Below are 23,323 nucleotides of genomic sequence, written 5' to 3' on the forward strand. Positions count from 1 at the left end.
AGATGTGCATTCACATTCTGTAGGGCTTTTCAAATATTCAAACCAGGCGAAGTTACTAGAAGGTAGGTTTGCAAAACCAGCCACGGTTCATCTCGGAAGGCCTAGCATTCCGCCGACCGTGTGATCGAAAATGATGTGCCAGTGGGGTTTCCGATGGGGATGAAGCCGTGGGACGGCGACCGCCCGCTTACGCCGCGAATAGTGTTGGAGCGCGAGGATGTTGCGGCGCGCGGGTTGTCGTTCGCCTTCTCCACGGAGCGCATCTCGGCGCCAACGGATTGGTGCAGCTTCAGTGACACGCATCATCTGGTGTACGTATATCGCGGTGGCGCCATGCATTCCATCCAGACCGCGCTGGACTGGGGACCATCGGGCCAGGTGCCGCCGACGGCGGGAGACGTCTGGTGGAAGCCGGCGGGCGTTCAATGTGCGGCGCTGGTCCAAGGCGATGTCGCCGGCATTTGTGAGATTGCCGTCCCGCGCGGGGTGATCGACGACACGGCACTGTTGCCCCGAATCAAGTACCGGGACAGGCTCATTCACCATTTGGTCGAGGAAATTTACAGCGTTGCCGACCGTGACGACGCCATGGCGCGATTACTCACCCACTCGTTGGCTGAAACCACCCGCCTGCTGATCTGCGAGAAGTACACCGCGACGGCACCGAGGAAACCAGGGCATCGGCACCTCGACGCCCAGACTCGTTCCAGGCTCGTCGACTTCCTCAGCGACGGAATGGATTCCGAGATTCATCTGGATGCACTGGCGCAGTTGGCGGGAATGCCGGTGCACGCTTTCATCGGCGCGTTCCGCCGGGCCTTTCACACCACGCCGTACCAGTTCCTCCTGGACTTGAGGATCGACCGTGGCAAGATGCTGTTGATGTCCAGCGCGACGAGTATCGCCGAAATTGCATCATCAGTTGGCTTTTCGACGCCGAACCACTTCGCCACCGCGTTCCGGAAGCGCGTCGGCGTATCGCCCAGTGCGTATCGGAACGCCCGGTGATCGTGGCCAGGACACAAAACTGCCCCTTCTCCGCGGAAAAGGGGCAGCTTCGGCTGTTCGCGAAAGAACAGTTACCAGTCGGACTCGTCGAAGGTGACGACGCCACGAATGTTGTTGCCGTCCAACATGTCCTGGTAGCCCTGGTTGATGTCCTCGAGCTTGTAGGTCCGCGTGATCATGTCGTCGATATTCAGCAGGCCGGACTTGTACAGCGCGGCCAGGCGCGGGGTCTCGATGTGCGAGCTGCCGCCACCGAAGATGTTGCCCTTCAACGTCTTCTGCAACATCGTGAACAGGAACAGGTTCAGCTTCACGTCGGCGTCCATCATCGAGCCCATGCCGGTCACGACGCAGGTGCCGGTCTTGGCCGTCAGGATCATGGCCTCTTCGATGTACTCGCCCTTCATCTCACCGACGGCGATGATGACCTTGTCGGCCATCAGGCCCCAGGTCAGGTCGATCATTGGCGCGATGGCTTCGGCCATCGAGGCGTAGACGTGCGTCGCGCCGAACTTCATCGCCTGCTCGCGCTTCCACGGGTTCGGGTCGATCGCGATGACGTGCTTGGCGCCCGAGATCACCGCGCCCTGCAGCGCGCTCATGCCGATGCCGCCGACGCCGACGATGGCGACCGTCTCACCGGGCTGGACCTGCGCGACGTTGGTGGCCGAGCCGAAGCCGGTCGGCACGGCGCAGCCCATGATGGCGGCCGACTCGAACGGGATGTCCTTGTCGATCTTGACGACGGAGTCCTTGTGGACCGTCATGTACGGCGCGAAGGTGCCCAGCAGGTTCATCGCCGCGACCTCTTTGCCGCCGGCGGTGTGAATGCGGTTGGTGCCGTCGGCGATCGACTTGCCACCCAGCAGGACGGCGCCGCGGTCGCACAGCGAGCGGAAGCCCTTCATGCACGGCGGGCAGGAGCCACAGGCCGGGATGAACGCGAGGATGACGTGGTCGCCCTCTTCGATGCCGGTGACGTTCTTGCCGACCTTGGTGACGACGCCCGCGCCCTCGTGCCCACCCAGACACGGCAGCGGCATCGGGGTCGCGCCGGTGGTCAGGTGGTAGTCGGAGTGGCACATGCCGGCGGCATGCATCTGGATCTGTACTTCGTCGGCGACGGGGTCACCGAGGTCGATCTCCTCGACCTGGAAGGGGGAGTTCACTTCCCACAGCAGAGCACCTTTGGTCTTCATGACGAAGATCATAGCCACAAAGTGAGAACACGTTCCAGAAAGATGCTATGGCAGGCCGTCTACCTGCATCAATATGGCGTCAGAACATGTTGTAGGGAATTATCAAAAACTAGCAGCAGTAGTGCGCAGGGTGCCGCAAACGGGCGCGTCGAGGCCGGCCGGGTTCGCGGCTGGAACGGTGGCGGAGGGCTCAGAGGTGGGCCGGCAGGTCGAACTTCTCGAACAGCGTCGGGTCCATGAACGCGACGACGTGCGAGATGCCGTCGGGCTTGATGTCCAGCACGTGCAGCTGGAACGCCTCGTGCCGGCCCGTCTCGGCATTGCGCATGTACATGCCCGCGGCGGACTGCCCGTTGGCGGTGGTGGCGACGAACCGCATGTCGCCCGGGTGCTCGGCGGGGCACTTGAAACGGGACAGTTCGACGATGTCCCGCGGGCCCGAGTACCAGGTGTCGAACGGGGGCATCTCCCACACCGAGTCGGCGGTGAACAGCTTCACGAGCGCGTCCATGTCGTAGGACTCGAAGGCGTTGACGTACTTGGCCAGCAGGTCCTTGGCTTCGTCGGACTCCGGGGCGACGAGGGCGTCGTCCTGGCTGGGGCCGACGGCATCGAGCTGGGCACGGGCCCGTTGCAACAGGCTGTTGACGGCGGCGGTGGAAGTGCCGACGGCCTCGCCGACCTCGGCGGCCTTCCACTGCAGCACGTCGCGCAGCACCAGCACCGCGCGCTGGCGGGGCGAAAGATGTTGCAGCGCAGCGATGAACGCCAGCCGCACCGACTCACGGGAGCCGACGATGGTCTGCGGATCACCCGGTGCGTCGTGCACGTCGGGCAGCGGCTCGAGCCAGGCGGTGTCGGTGCGCTCGGTGATCTCGGCCTGCGGGTCGGCCGCCGGCTGGCCCAGCCCCGACGGCAACGGCCGGCGCTGACGGCCTTCCAGTGAGGTCAGGCAGGTGTTGGTGGCGATGCGGTACAGCCAGGTCCGCACCGACGACTTGCCCTCGAAGTTGTCGTAGGCCTTCCAGGCGCGCAGGTAGGTCTCCTGCACCAGGTCCTCCGCGTCGTGCAGAGAACCGGTCATGCGGTAACAGTGGGCCAGCAGCTCACGCCGGTGCCGTTGGGCGTCGGCCAGGAACGCGTCCCTGGACTGTGCCGGTGTGGCTGCCGCGTCTTCTCTGAGGACACTCACGTGACCCAGGGTACGCAGGGGGTGTGACATCCGGCGGGCGTCACGGCGGCGACGGACGCGCTGGGGCCGGACCCCAGATATTGTCTCTCCATGGCCACGACCCGCAGCGAACGCAGCTTCGACGGCATCGGCGGCACCAAGATCGTCTACGACGTCTGGGTGCCCGATACCGACCCGACGGGCGTGGTGATCCTGTCGCACGGTTTCGGCGAGCATGCCCGTCGTTATGACCATGTCGCGCAACGGTTCGGTGAGGCCGGGCTGATCACCTTCGCGCTCGATCACCGGGGCCATGGCCGCTCGGGTGGCAAACGCGTGTTCGTCCGGGACATCTCCGAGTACACCGGGGACTTCCACCACCTGGTCGGCATTGCGACCGCCGAATACCCCGAGCTGAAGCGGGTCGTGCTCGGCCACAGCATGGGCGGCGGCATCGTGTTCGCGTACGGCGTCGAGCACCCTGACGACTATCACCTCATGGTGCTGTCCGGTCCTGCGGTCGACGCCCGGTCCCAGGTCGGCCTGCCGTTGGCGCTGGCGGCGAAGCTGCTGGGCTCCATCCTTCCCGGGCTGCCCGCGCAGAGCCTGCCGTTCGACGCGGTGTCGCGTGATCCCGAGGTGGTCGCGGCCTACAACGCCGACCCGCTCGTGTATCACGGCAAGGTGCCCGCCGGGGTGGGCAAGGTGCTGATCGGGGTCGGCGAGACCATGCCGCAGCGCGCCGCCGCCCTCACCGCGCCGCTGCTGGTGGTGCACGGCGAGGACGACAAGCTGGTCCCGGTGGCCGGCAGCCGCAAGCTGGTGGAGTGCGTCGGCTCGTCCGACGTGGCGCTGAAGGTCTACCCGAAGCTGTACCACGAGGTGTTCAACGAGCCCGAGAAGGCAGTGGTGCTCGACGACGTCGTGAGCTGGATCGAAGTGCGGCTGTGACGGGGGTGCTCGCGTGAAATGGGCTGTGCGCCTGTTGGTTTGGCTGGCGGTGCTGGCGGTGGCGGCGTGCGGTTCGGACAAGCCGGGCGGTGGCAGCGACTGGGTCGATGAGGACGTCAGCTTCGTCGCCGACGGCCTGACCATTCACGGCAGCTACCGCCATGTGCCCGGAGCCGCCGCGGCGCCGTCGGTGTTGCTGATCTCCGAGAGCGGCCAAACCGACCGCAACGGTGACAACGCCGTCGCCGGCAAGGTCGGCAACATGCGCCAGCTCGCCGAGTACCTGTCCGACAAGAAGGTCGACAGCCTGCGGTACGACAAGGTCGGCACCGGCAAGACCGGGCTCGGGCCGCACGCCCAGAACCTGCGTGACGTGGGCAGCGCGGTGTATACCGCCGGCGCCAAGGCGGCCGTGAAGTTCCTGGCTGCGCAGAAGGGCACCGACACCGCGCGCATCTCGGTCTACGGGTTGGGCGAGGGCACCGTCCACGCGCTGGCGCTCGCCACCGACACCGGCCCGGATGCCCCGAAGATCCATTCGCTCGCGCTGCTGCAGCCGCTGGCCGGCCGGTATCTCGATGTCATCACCAACCGCGTGCGGGCCTCGGTCGACGCCGACGTGAAAGCCGGCGCCAAGACCCGGCAACAGGCCGACCAGGTGCTGGCGGACTGGTCAGCGGCCGTCGCGTCGACGCGCGCCACCGGCACCCCGCCGGCCAAGCTGCCCGAAGGCCTGAGCGCGATCCTCAACCCCGCCAACGCCAAGGCGGTGCTGGAGGCGGACGCCATCGACCCGCTGGCGCTGGCCGCGAAGCTGCCGAACGGCATGCCGGTGCTGCTGACCTGCTCGGATTCGGACGTCCAGGCCTTCTGCGAGGCGGAGCAGCCGCTGATCGCCGCGCTGGCGCACACCGCGCTCACCGTGGTTCCGCTCAAGGGTGTCAGCCACGTGCTGCGCGACGATCCGACCGACAACGTCGCCAACTACGCCAACAAGGCGCCGCTGTCCCCGCAGCTGACGGGCGCGCTGGACGGATTTGTCGGAAGGTAGTCGTACACTGCCGCCATGGGGGATAGATCAAGCGCAATGTATCTGAAAGTTCTTGTCGGACAAGGTGGTTGGCGCCATGAGTGACGACAGGATGTTGGCTCGGATCGCGGCCTTGCTGCGGCAGGCCGAGAACACTGACAACCCGCACGAGGCCGAGGCGTTCATGGCGGCAGCGCAGCGGCTGGCCACCACGACGTCTATCGATCTGGCGGTGGCGCGGGCGCATTCGGCGACCCGGACCGCGGCCCAGGAGCCGGTGCAGCGCACGGTGACCATCGGGGAGGCGGGCACCCGGGGTCTGCGCACGTTCGTGCAGTTGTTCGTGCTGATCGCGCGGGCCAACGACGTGAAATGCGATATCGCGTCCAACTCGACGTTCGTCTACGCCTACGGGTTCGCCGAGGACATCGACGCCACCCACGCCCTGTACGCCAGCGTGGTGGTGCAGATGGTCAAGTCGTCGGATGCCTACATCTCCACGGGCGCGCACCGGCCGACGCCGACCATCACCGCCCGGCTCAACTTCCAGCTGGCGTTCGGCGCGCGCGTCGGGCAGCGGCTCGTCGACGCGCGCGAGGAGGCCCGGCAGGCGGCGACGGCCGAGCGCGCCGATCAGCCGGGGACCGCGCTTGCGTTGCGCAACAAGGACCTTGAGCTGGTGTCGTTCTACAAGAAGACGTCGCAGGCGCGGGGGAGCTGGCGGGCGACGAGTGCTTCGGCCGGCTACTCGTCGGCGGCGCGGCGGGCCGGCGACCGGGCCGGGCGCCGCGCGCGGCTCGGGCCGAGTCCTGAATTGTCCGGTGCGCGTACGGCTCTGGAGCGATGACCCGGGACGTTCAACGGTCCGCGGTGTACGCCGCTGAGCAGTTCGTGCGCACGTTGTTCGACCGCGCCGGGGAGCGCGGCAATCGGTCGGTCGAGTTCTTCGGGGCACAGTTGACGTTGCCGCCCGAGGCTCGCTTCGGGTCCGTCGACGCGGTGCGGCGCTATGTCGACCAGGTGTTGACGATGCCGGCGGTGGCGGCGCGGTGGCCCGACGCGGGTGCGGTGGCGGTACGGGCACGGCGGGGTGTGACGGCCGCCCACTACGAGGCGGGTGAGGGCGGCGCGGTCATCGCGGTACCTGAACGCCAATCAACCTGGGCGCTGAGGGAATTGGTGGTTCTGCACGAGCTGGCCCACCACCTGTCGGCCGCGGTGCCGCCGCACGGTCCGGCGTTCACCGCGGCGTTCTGCGAATTGGCGGAGCTGGTGATGGGCCCGGAGGTCGGGCACGTCCTGCGGGTGGTCTATGCCAAAGAGGGAGTGCGCTAACCCTTTTCCCGCGAGCGTGCGTGTTTGTACATGGACACGCCGCGTTCGGCGTGTACTCCGCGCACGCTCGCGGCCGGCGAGCGTCCCTCTGGTGATCGTCTAGTGCGGTGGCCCCAGATACGGGAAGACGTCCAAGGTGTCGGCGTGTGGGCTCAGACCTGACGGTGGGCAGTCGCCCTTGGTCAAAGACGCCAGTCGGTAGTCGATCACGTCGTCGGTGAACGTCCGCCCGTTCGGGTACTTGGCCGGTAGCGACGGGTTGAACGTCAGCATGTCGGGCAGGATGCCCTCGGCATCGACGGCGGCGACAGCCTCCTCGTCCGTGTAGCCGCCGGTGTGCCCCAGCAGGTGGACGAACATCGGCATCCACCGGTCCCGGTCGTGCTCCGGCTCGCTGGCGTTGTACTCCTCTTTGGTCTCGTCGGTATTGAAGAAGCTGCTGACCGACGGATGCCCGGCCCGGTCGACATGCAGCAGCGTGCCGTCGCGGCGGACGCTGCAGCGGCCCCAGATCCGGAAGTCGGGCGTGGTGCCCAGCAGTTGTGTGGTCGGCAGTTCCAGGACCATCGAGCACACGTTGGCCTTCGTATTGGAATCGACTCCGGTCCACGGGAACTCGCCGCTGAGGTGCAGGGCGGTGAAGTTGCGCCCGCCTCTGATGTCGAACAGGTTCTTGATGCCGTCGAAATCGAAGAAGAAGGCATCACTGCGGGCGCCGGCGAAGAACGTGTAGTCGCCGGACTCGGCGATCACGGGCTCCTTGCCGAACGACACCTCGACGCCCTCGAAGATCTTGTCGCCCACCGCCTCCGGTGATCTGGCGGCCTCGCCGGTTGCCAGGTACACGTCGACGGTCTGCCGGCCCGAATCCGGCTCGGAGAACACGTAGCTGAACGCGATGTCGTTGCGCAGATCGCCGTCGTTGTCGATGGCCAACCGGTAGATGGCATCGGGGTGCAGGGCGTCGGCACTGGGGTTGGCATTGAGGATGAGCACCGTCCGGGCCGGGTCGGCCGGCGATTGGAATGCGTACAGGTCGCAGAGGTCCAGGCGCTGGTCGCCCAGGGGTGGGCCGAGGCTGAGCCCCGTGAAGTGATTCGACATGAACGTCATCTAAGTGGTCGGCGGTTCGTGCCGAACCAGAATCGGTCAATCTCGGACCTGTGGCGCCCGCGCTAGCCTGAGGCCATGACCCAACCCGAGCCGCAGGCTGTCGACGAGATGTTCAACCAGGTGCTGCGCACCGAGGACGAAGCGCTGGCGGCGACGCGCGAGTCCGCGGTGACGGCGGGCATGCCGGCCATCGAGGTCTCGGCGCAGCACGGAAAGTTGTTGTCGCTGTTGGCGACCATCAGCGGCGCCACCCGGGTGCTCGAGATCGGCACCCTTGCGGGCTACAGCACCATCAACCTCGCCCGGGGCGTCGGTGCCGAGGGTCGCGTGACGACGCTGGAGTACTCCCCTGAACATGCCGCGGTCGCGCAGACCAACTTCGAGCGGGCCGGCGTCGCGGACCGCGTCGAGGTGCTCGTCGGCGCAGCGCTCGACACATTGCCGCAGCTGGCGGAACGCGGCGCGCAGTTCGACTTCTTCTTCATCGACGCGGACAAGGAGAACAACAGCGCCTACGTCGACTGGGCGGTGCGACTGGCGGCGCCGGGCGCGGTGATCGTCGTCGACAACGTCACCCGCATGGGCCGCGTGCTCGAACCGGCGGCCGATGACCTGCAGGCGCACGGGGTACGCAACATGCTCGAGCTGGTGGGCAACCACCCGCGCCTGGAAGCCGCCGCCATCCAGACCGTCGGCGCCAAGGGCTGGGACGGTTTCGCCGTGGCACGGGTCGGGGCGTAGTGCTCAGGGTCGCCGCCGCGGGACTGGGGTTGGCCGTCGGCCTGGCGCCGACGGCCTCGGCGGACCCGGTGCCGCTTCCGGAGGCGCCGCTGTCGCCGGGAACGACGTTCGTCGACGATCCGGCGATCGTCGACCCCCATCCGCTGGCCGCGGAGTCATGGAGCCGGATGGACCCCGAACCTGCTGTGGCGCTGAATGTTTCGGTCGGATCGCCCGACTGCTACGGAGTGCACGCCACCGCGACGGAGACCGACCAGACCGTGGTGGTCACTCTGACGTCGGGCCGGCGGTCGGATCGCGAGCGGATGGTCTGCACCATGATGATCATGCCCGGCCAGATCATCGTGCCGCTGGCCAGTCCCGTCGGCGCTCGGGCGGTGCTGACGGCCGAGTAGGCCCGCAACTCAAATTTGACGCAGCCGCTGATTTCCGGTGTTACGTTTCGGTGGGGCGTCGAGGCGTGAGGAGTTGCGGTGACAGCTTTGGCCGAAGTCCGACATTTCCGCCGCGGTGACGCGGGCTATGAAGAGGCGCGCTGCGCGACGGTGTGGAATGCGCGTGTGCCGCAGCGTTTTCCGGACATCATCGTGCAGGCGTCGTGTACTGCCGATGTGGTGGAGGCGGTCCGCTACGCCCGTGCAAACAGATTGGCGGTCGGTATCCGCTCCGGCGGGCACAGTTGGTCGGCCAATCACCTGCGCGACGGCGGCCTACTGCTCGACGTGAGCCGGCTCGACACGTGCCGGGTGGATCGCGACGCGATGACCGCCGTGGTCGGGCCCGGTAAGGGCGGCAGCGTGCTGGCCGGCGAGCTGGAGCAGCAGGGCCTGTTCTTCCCGTCAGGTCATTGCCGGGGCGTGCGGCTCGGCGGCTACCTGCTGCAGGGTGGCTACGGGTGGAACAGCCGCGTGCTGGGGCCGGCGTGCGAAAGCGTGCTGGCGCTCGATGTGGTCACCGCCGACGGTGAGCAGATTCGGTGTGACGCCGAGCATCACCCCGACTTGTATTGGGCGGCAAGGGGATCCGGTCCGGGATTCTTCGGCGTCGTAACGGCGTTCCACCTGCGCCTCTATCCGAAGCCGCCGGTGTGCGGCAGCAGCCTGTACGTCTACCCTTTCGGGGCCGCCGACGACATCTATACGTGGGCCCGCGCGATCAGTGCCGACGTGGACCGCCGGGTGGAGCTGCAGATCGTCGCTTCCCGCGCCATGCCGAGCTCGGGGCTGGATACGCCGGGCATCGTGCTGGCTTCTCCGGTGTTCGCCGACAGCGACGACGACGCGAAAGCCGCAGTGGCACTGCTGGATACGTGCCCCGCACGTCCCCACGCCCTGATGGCCGTGCCGTTCGCGCCGACGAACCTGCCCACCTGGTACGACGCGGTGATGAGCAACTACCTGAACGATCACCGGTACGCCGCGGACAACATGTGGACGTCGGCGTCGACGGCCGAGCTGCTGCCCGGCGTGCGCAACATCCTCGAGACCATGCCGCCGCATCCATCGCATTTCCTCTGGCTGAACTGGGGGCCGTCGCCCGCCCGTCAGGACATGGCCTACAGCCTGGAAGACGAGGTGTACCTGGCGCTCTACGCCGGCTGGCAGGACGCAGCCGATGACGAAAAATACGGCGACTGGGCCCGATCCAACATGGCGGCGATGTCCCACCTGGCCACCGGGATACAGCTGGCCGACGAGAACCTCGGTGCCCGGCCGGCCCGGTTCGCCAGCGACGCGGCCATGGCGCGACTGGATGCGGTGCGCGCACAATATGACCCGGAGGGTCGCTTCTACGCCTGGATGGGACGGACATGAGCTACCTGGGTTACCGCGGTGACGACGCGGACACACCGTTCGGCAGGTTCTTCAATCCGGAGATGGCGGCGCTCCCACGCCACGTGGTGGAGGCGCTCGAGCACGGGCCGCAGGCCGGTCCGGTGCTGCCCGATTTCGGGGAACCGCTGGCCGCGGACGGTTATCAGCAGACCGAGAACGGCTACGGCACGCTGTCGGACGGCGGCTACACCGTCGCCGTGCGCACCGACATGCCGGGCGTGACGCCGCAGATGTGGGACTGGTGGTTCGGCTGGCACGGCTGCGACGCGCGCCGCTACAAGCTGTGGCATCCGCGGGCGCACGTGTCGGCGCAGTGGCGCGACGGCCGTGACGACCTGGCCTATGTCGGCCGGACCTCGCTGGTCGAGGAGTACCTCGGCTCGGCGCTCAGCTCGGTCGCGATCCAGTTCGTCGACCCGGAGTCGCAAGGGCACGCCGGGCTGGCGATCGTCGCCCGCCTCGGGTCGCCGGACATCCCGGTCGACATCGGCTGGCTGGTTCATCAGGTGCGGCCGACCCCGGACGGTGCCGAGATGCGCTCTCGCTTCTGGATGGGTGGGCAGCACGTCAGCTTCCGTGCCGGTAAGTCCTTGGCGGACCATGCGTTTCGGGTGCTCGCTGCGCGTCAGCTGCCGCAGCCGCGGGATCTGCTGGTGCACTGCGCGCAGGAGATGAACCACCTCGCCGGCTTCCTGCCGGAGCTCCACGCGCAGTTCGGTTAGCCCGCGCGCGAGGTGGCCGGCGGCGGGTGTGGCTGACGCCACTCTCCATGAACTATCAAACACGTTACGATCGTTTCATGAGTGATAGTTCTACGACGGGTCGCCGCTTGCCTGCCTGGGTACGCCGCGCGCTGATCGCACTGGGCTGTGTTGTCGCGGTCGTGCTGTCGGCGGGCGGCTGGGTGCTGTACGCCAACGACTTCGCGATCCGCGAGCAGCGCGTCACCATCCCGGCGCCGGCGCAGCCCCTCGACGGCGTGCTGGTCCTGCCCAAGACGGGGAAGGGGCCGTTCGGCCTGGTGGTGTTCGTCCACGGCGACGGTCCCGCCGACGCCAGCCGCGACGCGTTCTACCGGCCCATCTGGGAGTCCTTCGCGAAAGCCGGCTACGCGTCGTTGTCGTGGAACAAGCCCGGTGTCGGCGGTGCACCCGGTAACTGGCTGAACCAGAGCATGGCCGACCGGGCCGCCGAGACGAGCGCCGCGATCGACTGGGCCCGCACCCGGCCGGACATCGATCCGCACCGCGTCGGCATCTGGGGTATCAGCCAGGGCGGCTGGGTGGCGCCCGAGGTAGCAGTGCGCAAACCCGACCTGCAGTTCGTGATTCTCGTTGGCCCAGCGATCAATTGGATGCGGCAGGGTGAGTACAACCTGCGAGCCGAGCTGAAGGCGCGCGCGGCGCCGCAGTCGGAACTGGCCGCTGCGCTGGCCCGGCGGGAGCGGACGAATCAGCTGCTGCGCACCGGCGCGACCTACCACGAGTACCGCACGGCCGGCATCGACGCGCCGCCGATGTCCGCAGACCGCTGGGGATTCGTCGCGCGAAACTACCGTGCGGACGTCAGCGCCACGCTGCCGCACCTCACGGTCCCGGTGCTGCTGGAGCTCGGCGAGGGCGACCGGAACGTCGACGTGGCTGAGACCGAGCGCGTCTACCGAGAACTGGTGCATCGCGATCTGCTGACGGTCCAGACCTACCCGCACGCCTCGCACAGCCTCGCCAAGGAGGATCTGGAGAACAACCCCAACAGCGTAAAGGCCTATGTGATGGGAACTTTCGCGCCGCGGCAGATCTATGCGCCCAGCTACCTCGACAATCTCCGGCGCTACGTCCAGGAACTGCCGGCCGCCAAGGAGGCCCGATGAGGATTCTCGCGTTGGGTGGCCCCGGGGCCATGGGCGCAGTCGCGGTCCGGCTCGCCGCGCGGCTGCCCGGGGTCGACGAGATCGTCGTCGCGGACCGGGACGGCGCCGCCGCGCACCGCCTGTGCGGACAACTCGCCGAGGCGCCGGTGCGGGTGAGTGCCGCCCAGGTCGACGTCACGGATGAGGCGGCCCTGTGCCGGCTCCTCGACCCGGCGGACCTCGTCGTCAACACCGTCGGGCCGTACTACCGCTTCGGAGTTCCGGTGCTACGCGCCGCAATCGCGACGGGCACGCAGTACGTCGACATCTGCGACGACTGGGAACCGACGGTGCAGATGCTCGAACTCGACGAAACCGCCCGTGCCGCAGGCGTTTGCGCGGTCATCGGGATGGGCGCCAGCCCGGGTGTGAGCAACCTGCTCGCCGCCACGGCGGCCGCCGAACTCGATACGGTGTGCGACGCCTACACCGCATGGCCGGTCGACGTGTCCGGGACGGGCGGTGATGGCGGCGAGGTGCTGTTGGGCCCAGACGGTCGGCCGTCGGCGGCTGCCGTGCACTGGATGCTGCAGAGCAGCGGCAAAATCTGCACCGTCCGGGGTGGACAGCTGACGTTCGAGCGTCCGCTGCGCCCGGTCGGGCTGACGCTGCCGGGTGGCCGCCGCGGCACCGCATACACGGTCGGTCACCCCGAGCCCATCACGTTGCGGCGCACGCTCGGGCTCACGGGCGAGGCCGTCAACCTCATGGTGATGCGGCCGCAGACGCTGGCGTATCTCGACGTGTTGCGCCGCGACACCGACCGGCGCCGACTGACGCACGAGACGGCGGCCCTGCAGTTCGCGAAGCCGAACCTGTTGCGCTACTTGCGATCTCTTCGGCTGTCGGTCCGCAGCCAGGGGCCGGGCACGCTGCCGCCGTTCTTCGCCGCGGTATCCGGCACCCGCGCCGGACGCGACCGCACGGTGCTGACCCATCTCGACCTGTCCGGTACCGCGGCGGGACTGTTCGGGGACATGGCCCGGGCCACCGGCATCCCGCTGGCGTTGGGGCTGGCACAGATCGTCGACGGCACCGCGCGGCGTCCGGGAGTGCACCCGCCCGACGCCGTCATCGACGCGCCGCGATTCTTCGCCGACCTGGCCCGCCAACTCGATCGGCCCGACGGCCGGCCGCTCGTCATCGTCGAACAGGACGAGCGTGCCTAGACTTGGGAGCCCCGCCCGTCGTATCGCGGGCACAAGGAGCTGACCGTTGGACGCACCCATCGAAGTGCCGACCCGCACCCTGGTCGAGAGCATGTTGCGGGACGACGCGACCATCGACGCCGGTGCGCTGTACGACGTCGCGGGCGAACTCGGGATGACGGACCAGCAGGTGCGGTTGTGCATCAAGCGACTGGTCGCCGACGGGCAGTTCGTCCAGGACGGGCGCGGCCGGAAAGCGGTGCTGCGGGCGACCGACGAGCTGCGCAGCAGCATCACCCCGGACCTCGACTATCTGCGGCTCATGTACGCCCAGGACCGGGGCGACGCGCCGTGGGACGGCCGCTGGCACGTCGTGGCGTTCGCGGTCCCGGAGTCGGTGCGGTCGGCGCGTGACGCGATGCGTGACGCGATCGTGCGCCTCGGTGGCGCCGCGATTCAAGGTGGTCTGTACGTCTCCCCGAACGACTGGGAGCGTGAGATCGCCGCCACGGCCGAACAATTGGCGATCACCGACCACGTCACCACGCTGACGACCACCGACTTGGCTGTCGGTGGCCGCGCCGAGCCGCGCGCCGTCGCCGACCACCTCTGGCCGCTGCACGACATCGCCGAACGTCACCGGCGCCTGCTCGCCGTCGCCGAACGCGCACTGTCCGCCTTGCCGGACGCCACCCCGACCGCGCAGCTCACCACGGCCATCGAACTGGCCGCCGAATTCACCCGCGCGCTCGAGGCCGACCCGCTGCTGCCACCAGAGTTGTTGCCGCAGCCGTGGATCGGCGTCGCCGCCCGCGCGAAGGTCGCGGAATGCTGGGCGGAGTTACTCAAAAGCGAAGCCCCGCACCGCATCAGGCTGTTTCAGTGGTATTCGGAGGTGGTGGCCGAAGTCGCGGCGCGCAGCAGTTCCGCCGCCTCGGTCTGATAGGCGTGCTCGGCCCACTGCAACGGCGTCGACTCGAACCGTCCGTCGGTCAGGGACGGGTCCGCACCCGCCGCGAGCAGCCGCCGGATCAGCGGCAGGTCGCCCTCCCACGCGGCCTGGTGCAGTGGCGTCGCGCCCTCATCGTCACGGGCGTTGGGATCATCGGGAAAGGTCTGCGTGACGAGTTCGACGCCGGACACGTCGATGCCGTGCCGGGCGAGCAGGTCGAGGCGGTCGCGGAACCCGTGCTCGGCGGCCCAGTGAATTTGCCGCTGCCACAGTTGTTCTCGGGTCTCCATCGCCTCGCCGAGCTGTCGTTCCCAGGGGCTGGGTCCGGCGTCGGCGAGACCGTGGGCGAACAGCAGCTCCAGGTGCGAATCGTCCGGGCGGAACATGCGGTTGTAGAGCGTCTGCTGATCAACCGGATGGGCCCCGCGGCGCAGGAGCAGCGTCGCGAGTTCGGTGGCATACGGATGCCGGGGCTGCCGCCGCGGCCCTTGCTCGCCTTCCCCGAACACGCCGGTCAACAGTGTGAACGGCGTCGACATGCCGCACCACAGGTAACCGTCGTTCGGGTCGGCGCCGGCGTCGAGCAGGAGCGTCGCGACCGCCAGGACGTCATTTGCACTGCGGCCCAGGGGAACCCGCGAATAGCAGAGATACATCATGGGCACCCAGCCGAACGGCCCGCCGCCGGCACCGGCCAGCGTCGGGCGATGGGCGAGATGGTCTGCCAGCGCGACCGGGTCCGAGGCGGCGGCCGCGGCCCAGATGCTGCGGTCGACCAGCCCGGGATCAGCGGCCAGCAGCTCAGCGGCGGACTGCCACCGGGGCGGGGCGTCGGATTCGTTGTAGCGCAACGACGCCCACGAGCAGAACCGGTCGGCCGGGTCGAGGGCGTCCTCGTCGACCGCGCCCGGGTCGACGCTCAGATCAGCGGCCAGTCGCAGGTAGTGCACCAGCGCGGGCCAGCCGGTGAAGCCATAGCGACGGGCGACGGCGAACTGCGCGGCGTGCAGTGCGATGCCGTCCGCCCGCTGCAGTTGGCGGGCTTCGACGCGCAGTTTGTCCAGGGACGGATTGGTGGGCAGTGTGCTGGCCATGACGGCCTCCTCTCATGCGCCCGCGTCCGCGAATCGGGCCGAGAAGAGGTCGGTCACAAGGTAAAGCAATCAGCAGGGAGGCTGAGCCCCTTCGAGCGGACGTCGGGCGGTCCTGCGCGCCCGACCTCACGCTATCACCGAGCCCGCCCACCGGGTGTTTGTGCACGATTTTCCGCGCCTACCGCGGAAAATCGTGCACAAACACCCGGCTAGGTGCAGACGGCGCCGACGGCGGCGGACTGGACCAGCTTGGTGTACTTGGCCAGCACGCCGGTCTTGTAGCGCGGCGGCAGCGGCTCGAAACCTTCACGGCGCGAAGCCAATTCGGCCTCGTCGACCAATAGGTCGAGCTTGCCGTTGGCGACGTCGAGGCGGATGCGGTCACCGTCGCGCACGAACGCGATGGGTCCGCCGTCGACGGCCTCCGGCGCGATGTGCCCGACGCACAGGCCCGTCGTCCCGCCCGAGAAGCGGCCGTCGGTCATCAGCAGTACGTCCTTGCCCAGGCCGGCGCCCTTGATGGCGCCGGTGATGGCGAGCATCTCGCGCATGCCCGGGCCGCCCTTGGGGCCCTCATAGCGGATGACGACGACGTCGCCGTGCGTGATGGTGCCGTCCTCCAGTGCGTCGAGGGCGGCTCGCTCGCGCTCGAAAACCCTTGCGGTGCCTTCGAACACGTCGGAGTCGAAGCCGGCCGACTTCACGACGGCGCCCTCGGGGGCCAGCGAGCCGTGCAGGATGGTGATGCCGCCCGTCGGGTGGATCGGGTTGTTCATGGCGCGCAGCACCTTGCCGTCCGGGTCGGGCGGCGCGATGTGGGCGAGGTTCTCGGCCATGGTCTTGCCGGTGACGGTGAGGCAATCACCGTGCAGCAGACCGGCATCCAGCAGGGCGCGCATGACGACGGGCACGCCACCGATCTCGTCGACGTCCTTCATCACGTGGCGACCGAAGGGTTTCACGTCTGCCAGGTGCGGCACCTTGTTGCCGATGCGGGTGAAGTCGGCGAGGGTCAGCTCGACCTCGGCCTCGCGGGCGATGGCCAGCAGGTGCAGCACCGCGTTGGTGGAGCCACCGAAGGCCATGACGACGGCGATGGCGTTCTCGAATGCTTCCTTGGTCAGGATGTCGCGCGCGGTGATGCCGCGGCGCAGCATCTCGACGACGGCTTCACCGGACTTGCGGGCGTATTCGTCGCGGCGCTTGTCGATCGCGACGGGAGATGCGCTGCCCGGCAACGACATACCGAGTGCCTCGGCTGCCGACGCCATGGTGTTGGCGGTGTACATACCGCCACAGGCACCCTCGCCCGGACAGATGGCGCGCTCGATGATGTCGACGTCCTCGCGGGACATCAGCCCGCGGGCGCACGCACCGACGGCCTCGAAGGCGTCGATGATGGTGACTTCCTTCTCGGTGCCGTCGGTCAGCTTCGCGACGCCCGGCATGATCGAGCCGTTGTAGAAGAAGACGCTGGCCAGGTTCAGGCGGGCGGCAGCCATGAGCATGCCGGGGATCGACTTGTCGCAGCCGGCGAGCAGCACCGAGCCGTCCAGGCGCTCGGCCTGCATGACGGTCTCGACGCTGTCGGCGATGACCTCGCGCGACACCAGCGAGAAGTGCATGCCCTCGTGGCCCATCGAGATGCCGTCGGAGACGGAGATGGTGCCGAACTCCAGCGGGTAACCGCCGGCGGCGTGCACGCCCTCCTTGACCGACTGCGCCAGCCGCTGCAGCGACATGTTGCAGGGGGTGATCTCGTTCCACGACGACCCGACGCCGATCTGCGGCTTGACCCAGTCGTCGTCACCCATCCCTACCGCGCGCAGCATGCCGCGGGCTGCGGTTTTCTCGAGACCGTCGGTGACGTCGCGGCTGCGGGGCTTGATATCGGGCTGATCTGCAGACATGCAGGTAAGTATGCCGGTCGCTACCAAGCGAACTTGCATTGGATACCCCTAAGGGGTATGCGGTACGCTGGGCTTATGACGGCAGACGAGTCGGGGGCACCAGGGGGCCACCCTGAGGCTTCGCACGGCGATGCGCCGAAGGAAGCCCAGCACGGCTACTCGCCCAACAAAGATAACTACGCCAAGCGGCTGCGGCGCGTCGAGGGACAGGTCCGCGGCATCGCCAAGATGATCGACGAGGACAAGTACTGCATCGACGTGTTGACGCAGATCAGCGCGGTCAACAGCGCCCTGCAGTCGGTCGCGCTGGCGCTGCTCGACGAGCACCTGGGGCACTGCGTGAGCCATGCGGTGGCCGTCGGCGGCGACGAGGCCGAGCAGAAGCTGGCCGAGGCCTCCGCGGCGATTGCGCGGCTCGTCCGGTCCTGACGCCGATCACAACGTTCGGCTGAGAGCGGCGATAACCGTTTATACGTTCAACGACGCTCTCAGCCGGACGTTGTGATCGTGCCGCGACGCTAATGCCCGGCGACGACGTCCGACTCGTCGACCGTGACGGGTTCATCGGCCCCGGGTAACCGGGAGTACGCGGCGCACACCAGACCGAAGAACAGGTAGCCCAGGGCGACCTGTGGATTGGCCGCCCATGCCACCTCGGGTGCGTGGATGAGGCCGATGAAGGACAACGCCGCACCGACGGCCGACGCGATCGCCGCGTAGAGGAACTTCTTCTCCAGGATGAAGGTCACCATGGTCCCCAGGATCAGGCCGACGAGTACCGCGCCCTCGCCGAGCGTCTGCAGCCCCTGGTAGACCACGCCGGCGCCGTTGAGCTTGTCCAGGCCCACAGCTGAGGCCGAGGTGCCCGCGGCGTTCAGCGCATTGTCGACCAGGCCGCCGGCCCACTGCGCGAGGTTGGGCAGCAGCGCCGCGACGACGGCGACGGCATGCAGGCGCGGCACCGCCTGGAAGGCCTGTGCGCCGATCAGTAGACCGATGTAGAGCAGGATCGGCACGATCGCGGGCACCGGCAACAGCGCGTCGAGTACGCCGAACAGGCCCAGGAAGCAGAAGGCTCCGATCAGCACGCCGCTGGCCAGTGAATACCCGGCCCGGCCGCCGGCGTCCTTCCAGCCGGGGTGGCCGATGTAGACGGCAGGCGGGAACGGCGAGCCGAAGGCCGACCCGATCACCGCACCCGCGCCGTCGGCCAGCAGCACGCTGCGCAGGTTGTAGTTGTCGCCGGCGGCGGCCGCGCTCTCGACGTTGCTCATCGCCTCGGTGAAGTTGTAGACGCCGAGGGGTATCGCGGTCCCCAGCAGCGGGGCCAGATGCGACAGGCCCGAGAGCAGCATGCCGACCCGCAGATCGGGGAGCCCGATCGCGATGTCGGACACCGCCTTGGCGACATCGGGCGCCGACATGAACCCGCCGATCCAGCCGATGGCGGTACCGACGAGCAGCGCGGCCAGTCCGGTCGGGATGCCGAACGGCAGCTTCACGTCGGTGAAGAAGCCGATCAGGATGATCGCCAGCACGGGCAGCCCGATCCAGGCCGCCTCCCACATCTGGGCGGCCGGCCGCATCGAGATGAAGGTGATGGAGATGCCGGCCAGCGTCCCGAGCATGGCCGCCCGGGGTGTCAGCTTGCGGATGTAGGGGCCGACGAAGGCGCCGATCATCACGATGATGCCGATCATGAAGGCCCACGCCAGCCCCGCCTGCCAGGCCTGCATCGCATCCTTGGTGTGCAGGTAGACCGGCAGCATCACCACGAACACCACGATGAACATGTGCGGCACGCTCGGGCCGTAGGGCAAAGCTGTTACGTCCGTGCGGTTTTCGCGCCGGGCGAGGCGACGGGCCAGGAACGTGTAGTAGAGGTTGCCGAGGATCAGGGCCACGCCGAGCGCGGGCAGGATGGTGCCGAGCACGTCGCCGGCGGGGACCTTGACGACGCCGATCATGAGACCCGTCAGCGTCAGGACATTGACCAGGATGTTGAAGCCCAGCCCGAAGAACGCGTTGGTGTCGCCGCGCGTCCACCACGGAATGGACAGGGCCGGCTTGGGGGTTCCGGCGGCCGGGGGATCGGAGACGTCGGTGGACATGGGCTGGTCCTCTCTAGACCGCGGAAGGTGATGGGGCGGCGAGTTGTTGCAGTGCCGGAATGACGGCCGCGGTGTCCGCGACCCAGCCGAAGATGCCGCCCTGCGCGGCGATCATTTCCAGGCCCACGCGCTGGAACTCCGGGAAATATGAACCGACGCAATCGGATACGACGAGGCACTCGTAGCCGCGGTCGTTGGCTTCGCGGGTGGTGGTGTGCACGCACACCTCGGTGGTGACACCGGTGACGAGCAGCTGCGTGATGCCCGCGCCGGTCAGCGCGTCCTGCAGCCCGGTGGCGTAGAAGGCGCCTTTGCCGGGCTTGTCGATCACCAACTCGCCGTCGATAGGGGCCAGCTCGTCAACGATGTCGTGACCGTATTCGCCGCGGATCAGGATGCGCCCGTACTTGCCGGGGTCCCCGATGCGCTTCGACGGCGCACCGCGATTCAGCTTGGCGGGCGGGCAGTCCGACAGGTCGGGTTCGTGGCCCTCGCGGGTGTGGATGACCATGACCCCGGCCGCGCGGGCCGCGGCGAGCAGCGCCGCCAGCGGTGGCACCACCTTGAGCAGCTGGTCGACGTCGTTGCCGAGGCTCTCGCCGAAGCCGCCGGGCAGCAGGAAATCACGCTGCATGTCGATGACGATCAGCGCGGTCTGACCGGCGGTCAGCGTGAACGGTGTCGGTGCGGCCGGTACCGCGACGGACGTCATGCGAGCTCCGTGACCGCCGCCGCGGCGACCTCGGTCGTCGCGCGGGGCTCGTCGAGGATGCGCGCGGCCAGCGTCAGCGCGGTGTCGTCCGCCAGGGCGTTGCCCAGCAGCATCGCGCTGTAGGGCCGGCCGTCACTGGTCGTGCCGAGCGGGACCGCGACGCCCAGCAGATCGAGCAGATTGCCGAAGTGCGTGTAGTGGCCCAGCATCGTGTTGCAGTTGATCGGGTTCTCCAACACCTGCTCGACGGTGAAGGTGGTTCCGATGGTCGGCACCACGAGGACGTCCATGGTCTGCCAGAGGCGGCCCACCTCGGCTTTGAGCTCCTGCAGTTTCTGCAGGGCGGCGAACGCGTCCACCGCGGTGTAGTTCAGCCCGCTGCGGAAGATGTCCCGCACCACGGGGTGGATCGAATCGGGTTGCGCAGCAAGGAAATCACCGAACTCGACGAGCCGCTCGGCGACCCACGGGCCCTGGTAGAGCAGGGCGCCCGCGGCGAGAAATGGCGCCAGTGACACCTCGACGATGTCGGCCAGGCGCTCAAGGTGTTCACGGAAACTCAGATGCGCCGCGCGCATGGCCTCGTCGCCGAAGAACTCCAGCTCGGCGATCGGCGGCAGGCCGACCCGGATCGGACCGTCGCCGTGACGCGGTCCCCGGTCGCGCGACCAGGCGTCGGCGTCGTCGCGGGCGGCCAGCACGTCGAACACCCGGTCCACGTCGTCGATGCAGCCCGCCATCACACTGAGGCAGTCCAGCGACTTGCACGCCGGTACCAGTCCGACGGTGCTGATCAGCCCGCGGGACGGTTTGAAACCCACCACGCCGTTGAGGGCGGCGGGGACCCGCCCGGACCCGGCGGTGTCGGTGGCCACCGCGAACGGCACCTGGCCCAGGGCGACGGCCAGCGCGGAGCCCGAACTGGACCCGCCCGAGATGAGGCCACCGCCATAGACGCTGCGCGGCACCGTGTAGGGCGTCCGGGTGCCGTTGAGGCCGGTGGCGAACTGGTCGAGGTTGGTCTTGCCGACGTAGAGCGCACCCGCGTCGAGCAGGCGTTGCACCGCCGGCGCGGTCCGCTCGGCGACGTACGCGTAGTCCGGGCAGGACAGCGTCGTGGGCACCCCGGCGACGTCGATGCTGTCCTTCACCCCGAACGGCACGCCGTACAGCGGCAGCGTACGTGCGCCGGGCCGGTTCTCGATCTCGGCTGCGGCCGCCAGCAGCTCCTCGCGCGGCACGACGGACAACCAGGTGCCGTCGTCCCCGCGGGCGGCTATCGCATCGGCCACGCGGGCCGCGGTCTTGACCGGGGAGCCGGTGCCGCCGGCGTGCGAATCCAGGATTTCGGCCACCGACGGGCCGATCGTCGGACCGGTGGCGAACCCGTGCACATCAGAACCCATGCCTGACCATTGTCAGCAGCATGATGGCGCCGGCAGTACGGGCGTGTGTCGATCGTGTTAGGGGTCGTCGGCCGAGTGCCGGCTAGGCGCCGAGTTCGTCCTCGATGCGCTGGACCTTCGCGGTCAGCTGGCCGGTGTAGCCGGGCCGGATGTCGGCCTTGAGGACCAGGCTGACGCGTGGGGACACCGCAGCCACGGCCTCCACGGCTCGTTTGACCACGGCCATCACCTCGTCCCACTCACCTTCGATGTTCGTGAACATCGCGTTGGTCTCGTTGGGCAGGCCGGACTCGCGCACCACCCGCACGGCTGCGGCGACGGCCGCGGCGACACCGCCGGACTCGTCGCCGCCCATCGGGCTGACGCTGAAGGCAACAATCACAGGTCCGATTGTGCGCGGATCCCCGGGCTTCGACAGCCGTCCGCGGCGTTTCGGGGGTGTCGAGCGCGGGCCGGGACAGTAACGCCCGACATATCTGAGGCGATCAACTGTGCAGTTCAGCGGCCTTCGATGGGGCCGGAAGCGGGGTATGACGGCCTTTCGCGGGAGGGGCCGGTCAGCGCGCTATGAGAGACTGGGGACGTTGTGAACTGGAGGTGGCGGATGCCGCAGTGGAACAAGAGCAAGCTACTGACCGCGGTCGTGGCGGCCGGACTGGTCGCCGGAATGACCGTCGCAACCCCGTCGGCGGTGGCCGACCCGGATGCGCCGGACCCCGGTGTGGCAGCAGCGCCGATCGACCCCGGCCTTCCCACTGAGGCCCCTTTGCCGCCGCCGATCCCGCCGGTCGGTGACCCGCTCGCCCCCGGCGCGCCCGTCGCGCCGGCTCCGGTCATCCCGGGCGCCCCGATCCCCGGCGAGCCGCAGCCGATCCCGGCAGGCACCCCGGCCGGCCAGAACCCGACGCCGTTCGTCGGCCAGCCGCCGTTCAACCCGCCGACCTTCAACCCGGTGAACGGGTCCATGGTGGGTGTGGCCAAGCCGATCTACATCAACTTCGCGCGACCCATCGCCAACAAGCAGATGGCGCAGGACGCCGTGCACATCTCGTCGAACCCGCCGGTGCCCGGCATGTTCTATTGGGTGACCGACACCCAGCTGCGCTGGCGGCCCATCGCCTTCTGGCCGGCGAACACCGTCGTCAACATCGACGCCGCGGGCACCAAGTCCAGCTTCCGCACCGGTGACTCGCTGGTTGCCACCGCCGACAACGCGACGCACCAGATGACGATCAGCCGCAACGGCGTGGTCGAGAAGACCTTCCCGATGTCCATGGGCAAGACCGGCGACGAGACCAAGAACGGCACCTACTACGTGCTGGAGAAGTTCCCGGACGTGATCATGGACTCGTCGACCTACGGCGTCCCGGTCGACTCACCGCAGGGCTACAAGCTCAAGGTGCAGTGGGCGGTCCGCATCGACAACAGCGGCGCGTTCGTGCACAGCGCGCCGTGGTCGGTGTCCGACCAGGGCAAGCGCAACGTCAGCCACGGTTGCATCAACCTCGCGCCCGACAACGCCAAGTGGTTCTACGACCAGTTCGGCAGCGGTGACCCGATCGTCGTGAAGAACTCTGTCGGCCTGTACAACTACTCCGACGGCGCGGGCGACTGGCAGTGGGGCATGCAGACCCCCGCCGCTCCGTCCACCGGTTCGGGCTCAGGATCGGGCGCCAGCACCCGCTGACCCGGCAACGC

General features: G+C 68.3%; 23 protein-coding genes. 14 read left to right on the forward strand and 9 right to left on the reverse strand.

Annotation, left to right across the window (positions count from 1 at the left end):
* The first annotated feature begins 120 nt into the window (after positions 1-120).
* Positions 121-1,008, forward strand: a complete 888-nt coding sequence (locus BR47_RS0121545; RefSeq protein WP_231388117.1) for a helix-turn-helix transcriptional regulator — start codon at positions 121-123, stop codon at positions 1,006-1,008.
* Between the two features lie 71 nt (positions 1,009-1,079).
* On the opposite strand, the gene BR47_RS0121550 is transcribed toward BR47_RS0121545, so the two are convergent.
* Complete coding sequence (locus BR47_RS0121550) at positions 1,080-2,207, reverse strand: NDMA-dependent alcohol dehydrogenase (RefSeq protein WP_029105665.1); 1,128 nt, start codon at positions 2,205-2,207, stop codon at positions 1,080-1,082.
* Positions 2,208-2,397: 190 nt separating this feature from the next.
* Positions 2,398-3,429 (reverse strand): sigma-70 family RNA polymerase sigma factor, encoded by a 1,032-nt coding sequence (locus tag BR47_RS0121555; protein WP_029105666.1) that lies wholly within the window; start codon positions 3,427-3,429, stop codon positions 2,398-2,400.
* Positions 3,430-3,489: 60 nt separating this feature from the next.
* On the opposite strand from BR47_RS0121555, the gene BR47_RS0121560 reads away from it, so the two are divergent.
* The 4 genes from BR47_RS0121560 to BR47_RS0121575 all read left to right on the forward strand — a co-directional run bounded on the left by BR47_RS0121560 (position 3,490) and on the right by BR47_RS0121575 (position 6,694).
* Positions 3,490-4,329, forward strand: a complete 840-nt coding sequence (locus BR47_RS0121560) for an alpha/beta hydrolase (protein ID WP_020103381.1) — start codon at positions 3,490-3,492, stop codon at positions 4,327-4,329.
* Between the two features lie 13 nt (positions 4,330-4,342).
* Positions 4,343-5,380: an alpha/beta hydrolase family protein gene (locus tag BR47_RS0121565; RefSeq protein ID WP_020103382.1), complete on the forward strand. Its 1,038-nt coding sequence runs from the start codon at positions 4,343-4,345 to the stop codon at positions 5,378-5,380.
* Between the two features lie 76 nt (positions 5,381-5,456).
* Positions 5,457-6,206, forward strand: coding sequence for a DUF2786 domain-containing protein (locus tag BR47_RS0121570; RefSeq protein ID WP_020103383.1), 750 nt, complete (start codon positions 5,457-5,459; stop codon positions 6,204-6,206).
* Positions 6,203-6,694, forward strand: a complete 492-nt coding sequence (locus BR47_RS0121575; protein ID WP_020103384.1) for a TIGR04338 family metallohydrolase — start codon at positions 6,203-6,205, stop codon at positions 6,692-6,694. The genes BR47_RS0121570 and BR47_RS0121575 overlap by 4 nt, the downstream gene beginning before the upstream one ends.
* A 99-nt stretch (positions 6,695-6,793) precedes the next feature.
* Here the strand turns inward: BR47_RS0121575 and BR47_RS0121580 are convergent, their stop codons facing one another.
* Positions 6,794-7,798: a DUF4331 family protein gene (locus BR47_RS0121580; protein ID WP_029120743.1), complete on the reverse strand. Its 1,005-nt coding sequence runs from the start codon at positions 7,796-7,798 to the stop codon at positions 6,794-6,796.
* An 84-nt stretch (positions 7,799-7,882) separates the two neighbouring features.
* On the opposite strand from BR47_RS0121580, the gene BR47_RS0121585 reads away from it, so the two are divergent.
* The 7 genes from BR47_RS0121585 (at position 7,883) to BR47_RS0121615 (ending at position 14,383) form a co-directional block, all read left to right on the forward strand.
* Positions 7,883-8,548: an O-methyltransferase gene (locus BR47_RS0121585; protein ID WP_029120744.1), complete on the forward strand. Its 666-nt coding sequence runs from the start codon at positions 7,883-7,885 to the stop codon at positions 8,546-8,548.
* Positions 8,548-8,943, forward strand: a complete 396-nt coding sequence (locus BR47_RS0121590) for a hypothetical protein (protein WP_020103387.1) — start codon at positions 8,548-8,550, stop codon at positions 8,941-8,943. Before BR47_RS0121585 ends, BR47_RS0121590 begins: the two co-directional genes overlap by 1 nt.
* A 78-nt stretch (positions 8,944-9,021) precedes the next feature.
* Positions 9,022-10,362, forward strand: coding sequence for an FAD-binding oxidoreductase (locus tag BR47_RS0121595; protein WP_029120745.1), 1,341 nt, complete (start codon positions 9,022-9,024; stop codon positions 10,360-10,362).
* Positions 10,359-11,105 carry a DAPG hydrolase family protein gene (locus BR47_RS0121600; RefSeq protein ID WP_029120746.1) on the forward strand — a complete coding sequence of 249 codons (747 nt, stop codon included), beginning with the start codon at positions 10,359-10,361 and terminating at the stop codon, positions 11,103-11,105. Before BR47_RS0121595 ends, BR47_RS0121600 begins: the two co-directional genes overlap by 4 nt.
* Before the next feature lie 77 nt (positions 11,106-11,182).
* Positions 11,183-12,253 carry an alpha/beta hydrolase family protein gene (locus tag BR47_RS0121605; protein WP_051634933.1) on the forward strand — a complete coding sequence of 357 codons (1,071 nt, stop codon included), beginning with the start codon at positions 11,183-11,185 and terminating at the stop codon, positions 12,251-12,253.
* Entirely contained in the window at positions 12,250-13,461 is a 1,212-nt protein-coding gene (locus BR47_RS0121610; RefSeq protein ID WP_029120748.1) for a saccharopine dehydrogenase family protein, read from the forward strand. The genes BR47_RS0121605 and BR47_RS0121610 overlap by 4 nt, the downstream gene beginning before the upstream one ends.
* Positions 13,462-13,552: 91 nt before the next feature.
* Positions 13,553-14,383, forward strand: coding sequence for a PaaX family transcriptional regulator C-terminal domain-containing protein (locus tag BR47_RS0121615; protein ID WP_051634939.1), 831 nt, complete (start codon positions 13,553-13,555; stop codon positions 14,381-14,383).
* Here BR47_RS0121615 and BR47_RS0121620 read toward each other — a convergent pair.
* Together BR47_RS0121620 and ilvD are read right to left on the reverse strand one after the other, a co-directional pair.
* Positions 14,320-15,486, reverse strand: coding sequence for an ankyrin repeat domain-containing protein (locus tag BR47_RS0121620; RefSeq protein ID WP_029120750.1), 1,167 nt, complete (start codon positions 15,484-15,486; stop codon positions 14,320-14,322). The genes BR47_RS0121615 and BR47_RS0121620 overlap by 64 nt on opposite strands.
* Positions 15,487-15,695: 209 nt before the next feature.
* Positions 15,696-17,396: a dihydroxy-acid dehydratase gene (ilvD, locus tag BR47_RS0121625; RefSeq protein WP_036427647.1), complete on the reverse strand. Its 1,701-nt coding sequence runs from the start codon at positions 17,394-17,396 to the stop codon at positions 15,696-15,698.
* Between the two features lie 75 nt (positions 17,397-17,471).
* Between ilvD and ricR the strand changes: the two genes are divergently transcribed.
* The gene (gene ricR, locus BR47_RS0121630; RefSeq protein ID WP_029120752.1) at positions 17,472-17,825 is read left to right on the forward strand and encodes a copper-sensing transcriptional repressor RicR; all 354 of its coding nucleotides are present in this window, start codon (positions 17,472-17,474) and stop codon (positions 17,823-17,825) included.
* 89 nt (positions 17,826-17,914) lie between these two features.
* Here the strand turns inward: ricR and BR47_RS0121635 are convergent, their stop codons facing one another.
* The 4 genes from BR47_RS0121635 to BR47_RS0121650 form a co-directional block, all read right to left on the reverse strand.
* A complete protein-coding gene (locus BR47_RS0121635; RefSeq protein ID WP_029120753.1) occupies positions 17,915-19,507 on the reverse strand; it encodes a SulP family inorganic anion transporter in 1,593 nt (530 codons plus the stop codon).
* Positions 19,508-19,520: 13 nt separating this feature from the next.
* Positions 19,521-20,219, reverse strand: coding sequence for a cysteine hydrolase family protein (locus tag BR47_RS0121640; RefSeq protein WP_020103397.1), 699 nt, complete (start codon positions 20,217-20,219; stop codon positions 19,521-19,523).
* A complete protein-coding gene (locus BR47_RS0121645; RefSeq protein WP_029120754.1) occupies positions 20,216-21,625 on the reverse strand; it encodes an allophanate hydrolase in 1,410 nt (469 codons plus the stop codon). The genes BR47_RS0121640 and BR47_RS0121645 overlap by 4 nt, the downstream gene beginning before the upstream one ends.
* Before the next feature lie 82 nt (positions 21,626-21,707).
* Positions 21,708-22,007 (reverse strand): MTH1187 family thiamine-binding protein, encoded by a 300-nt coding sequence (locus tag BR47_RS0121650; RefSeq protein ID WP_029105672.1) that lies wholly within the window; start codon positions 22,005-22,007, stop codon positions 21,708-21,710.
* Positions 22,008-22,229: 222 nt separating this feature from the next.
* Between BR47_RS0121650 and BR47_RS31100 the strand changes: the two genes are divergently transcribed.
* Positions 22,230-23,312, forward strand: coding sequence for a L,D-transpeptidase (locus tag BR47_RS31100; protein ID WP_036427648.1), 1,083 nt, complete (start codon positions 22,230-22,232; stop codon positions 23,310-23,312).
* The last annotated feature ends 11 nt before the right edge of the window (positions 23,313-23,323 follow it).

Source organism: Mycobacterium sp. UNC410CL29Cvi84 (assembly GCF_000686745.1).
GTDB lineage: Bacteria > Actinomycetota > Actinomycetes > Mycobacteriales > Mycobacteriaceae > Mycobacterium > Mycobacterium mucogenicum_B.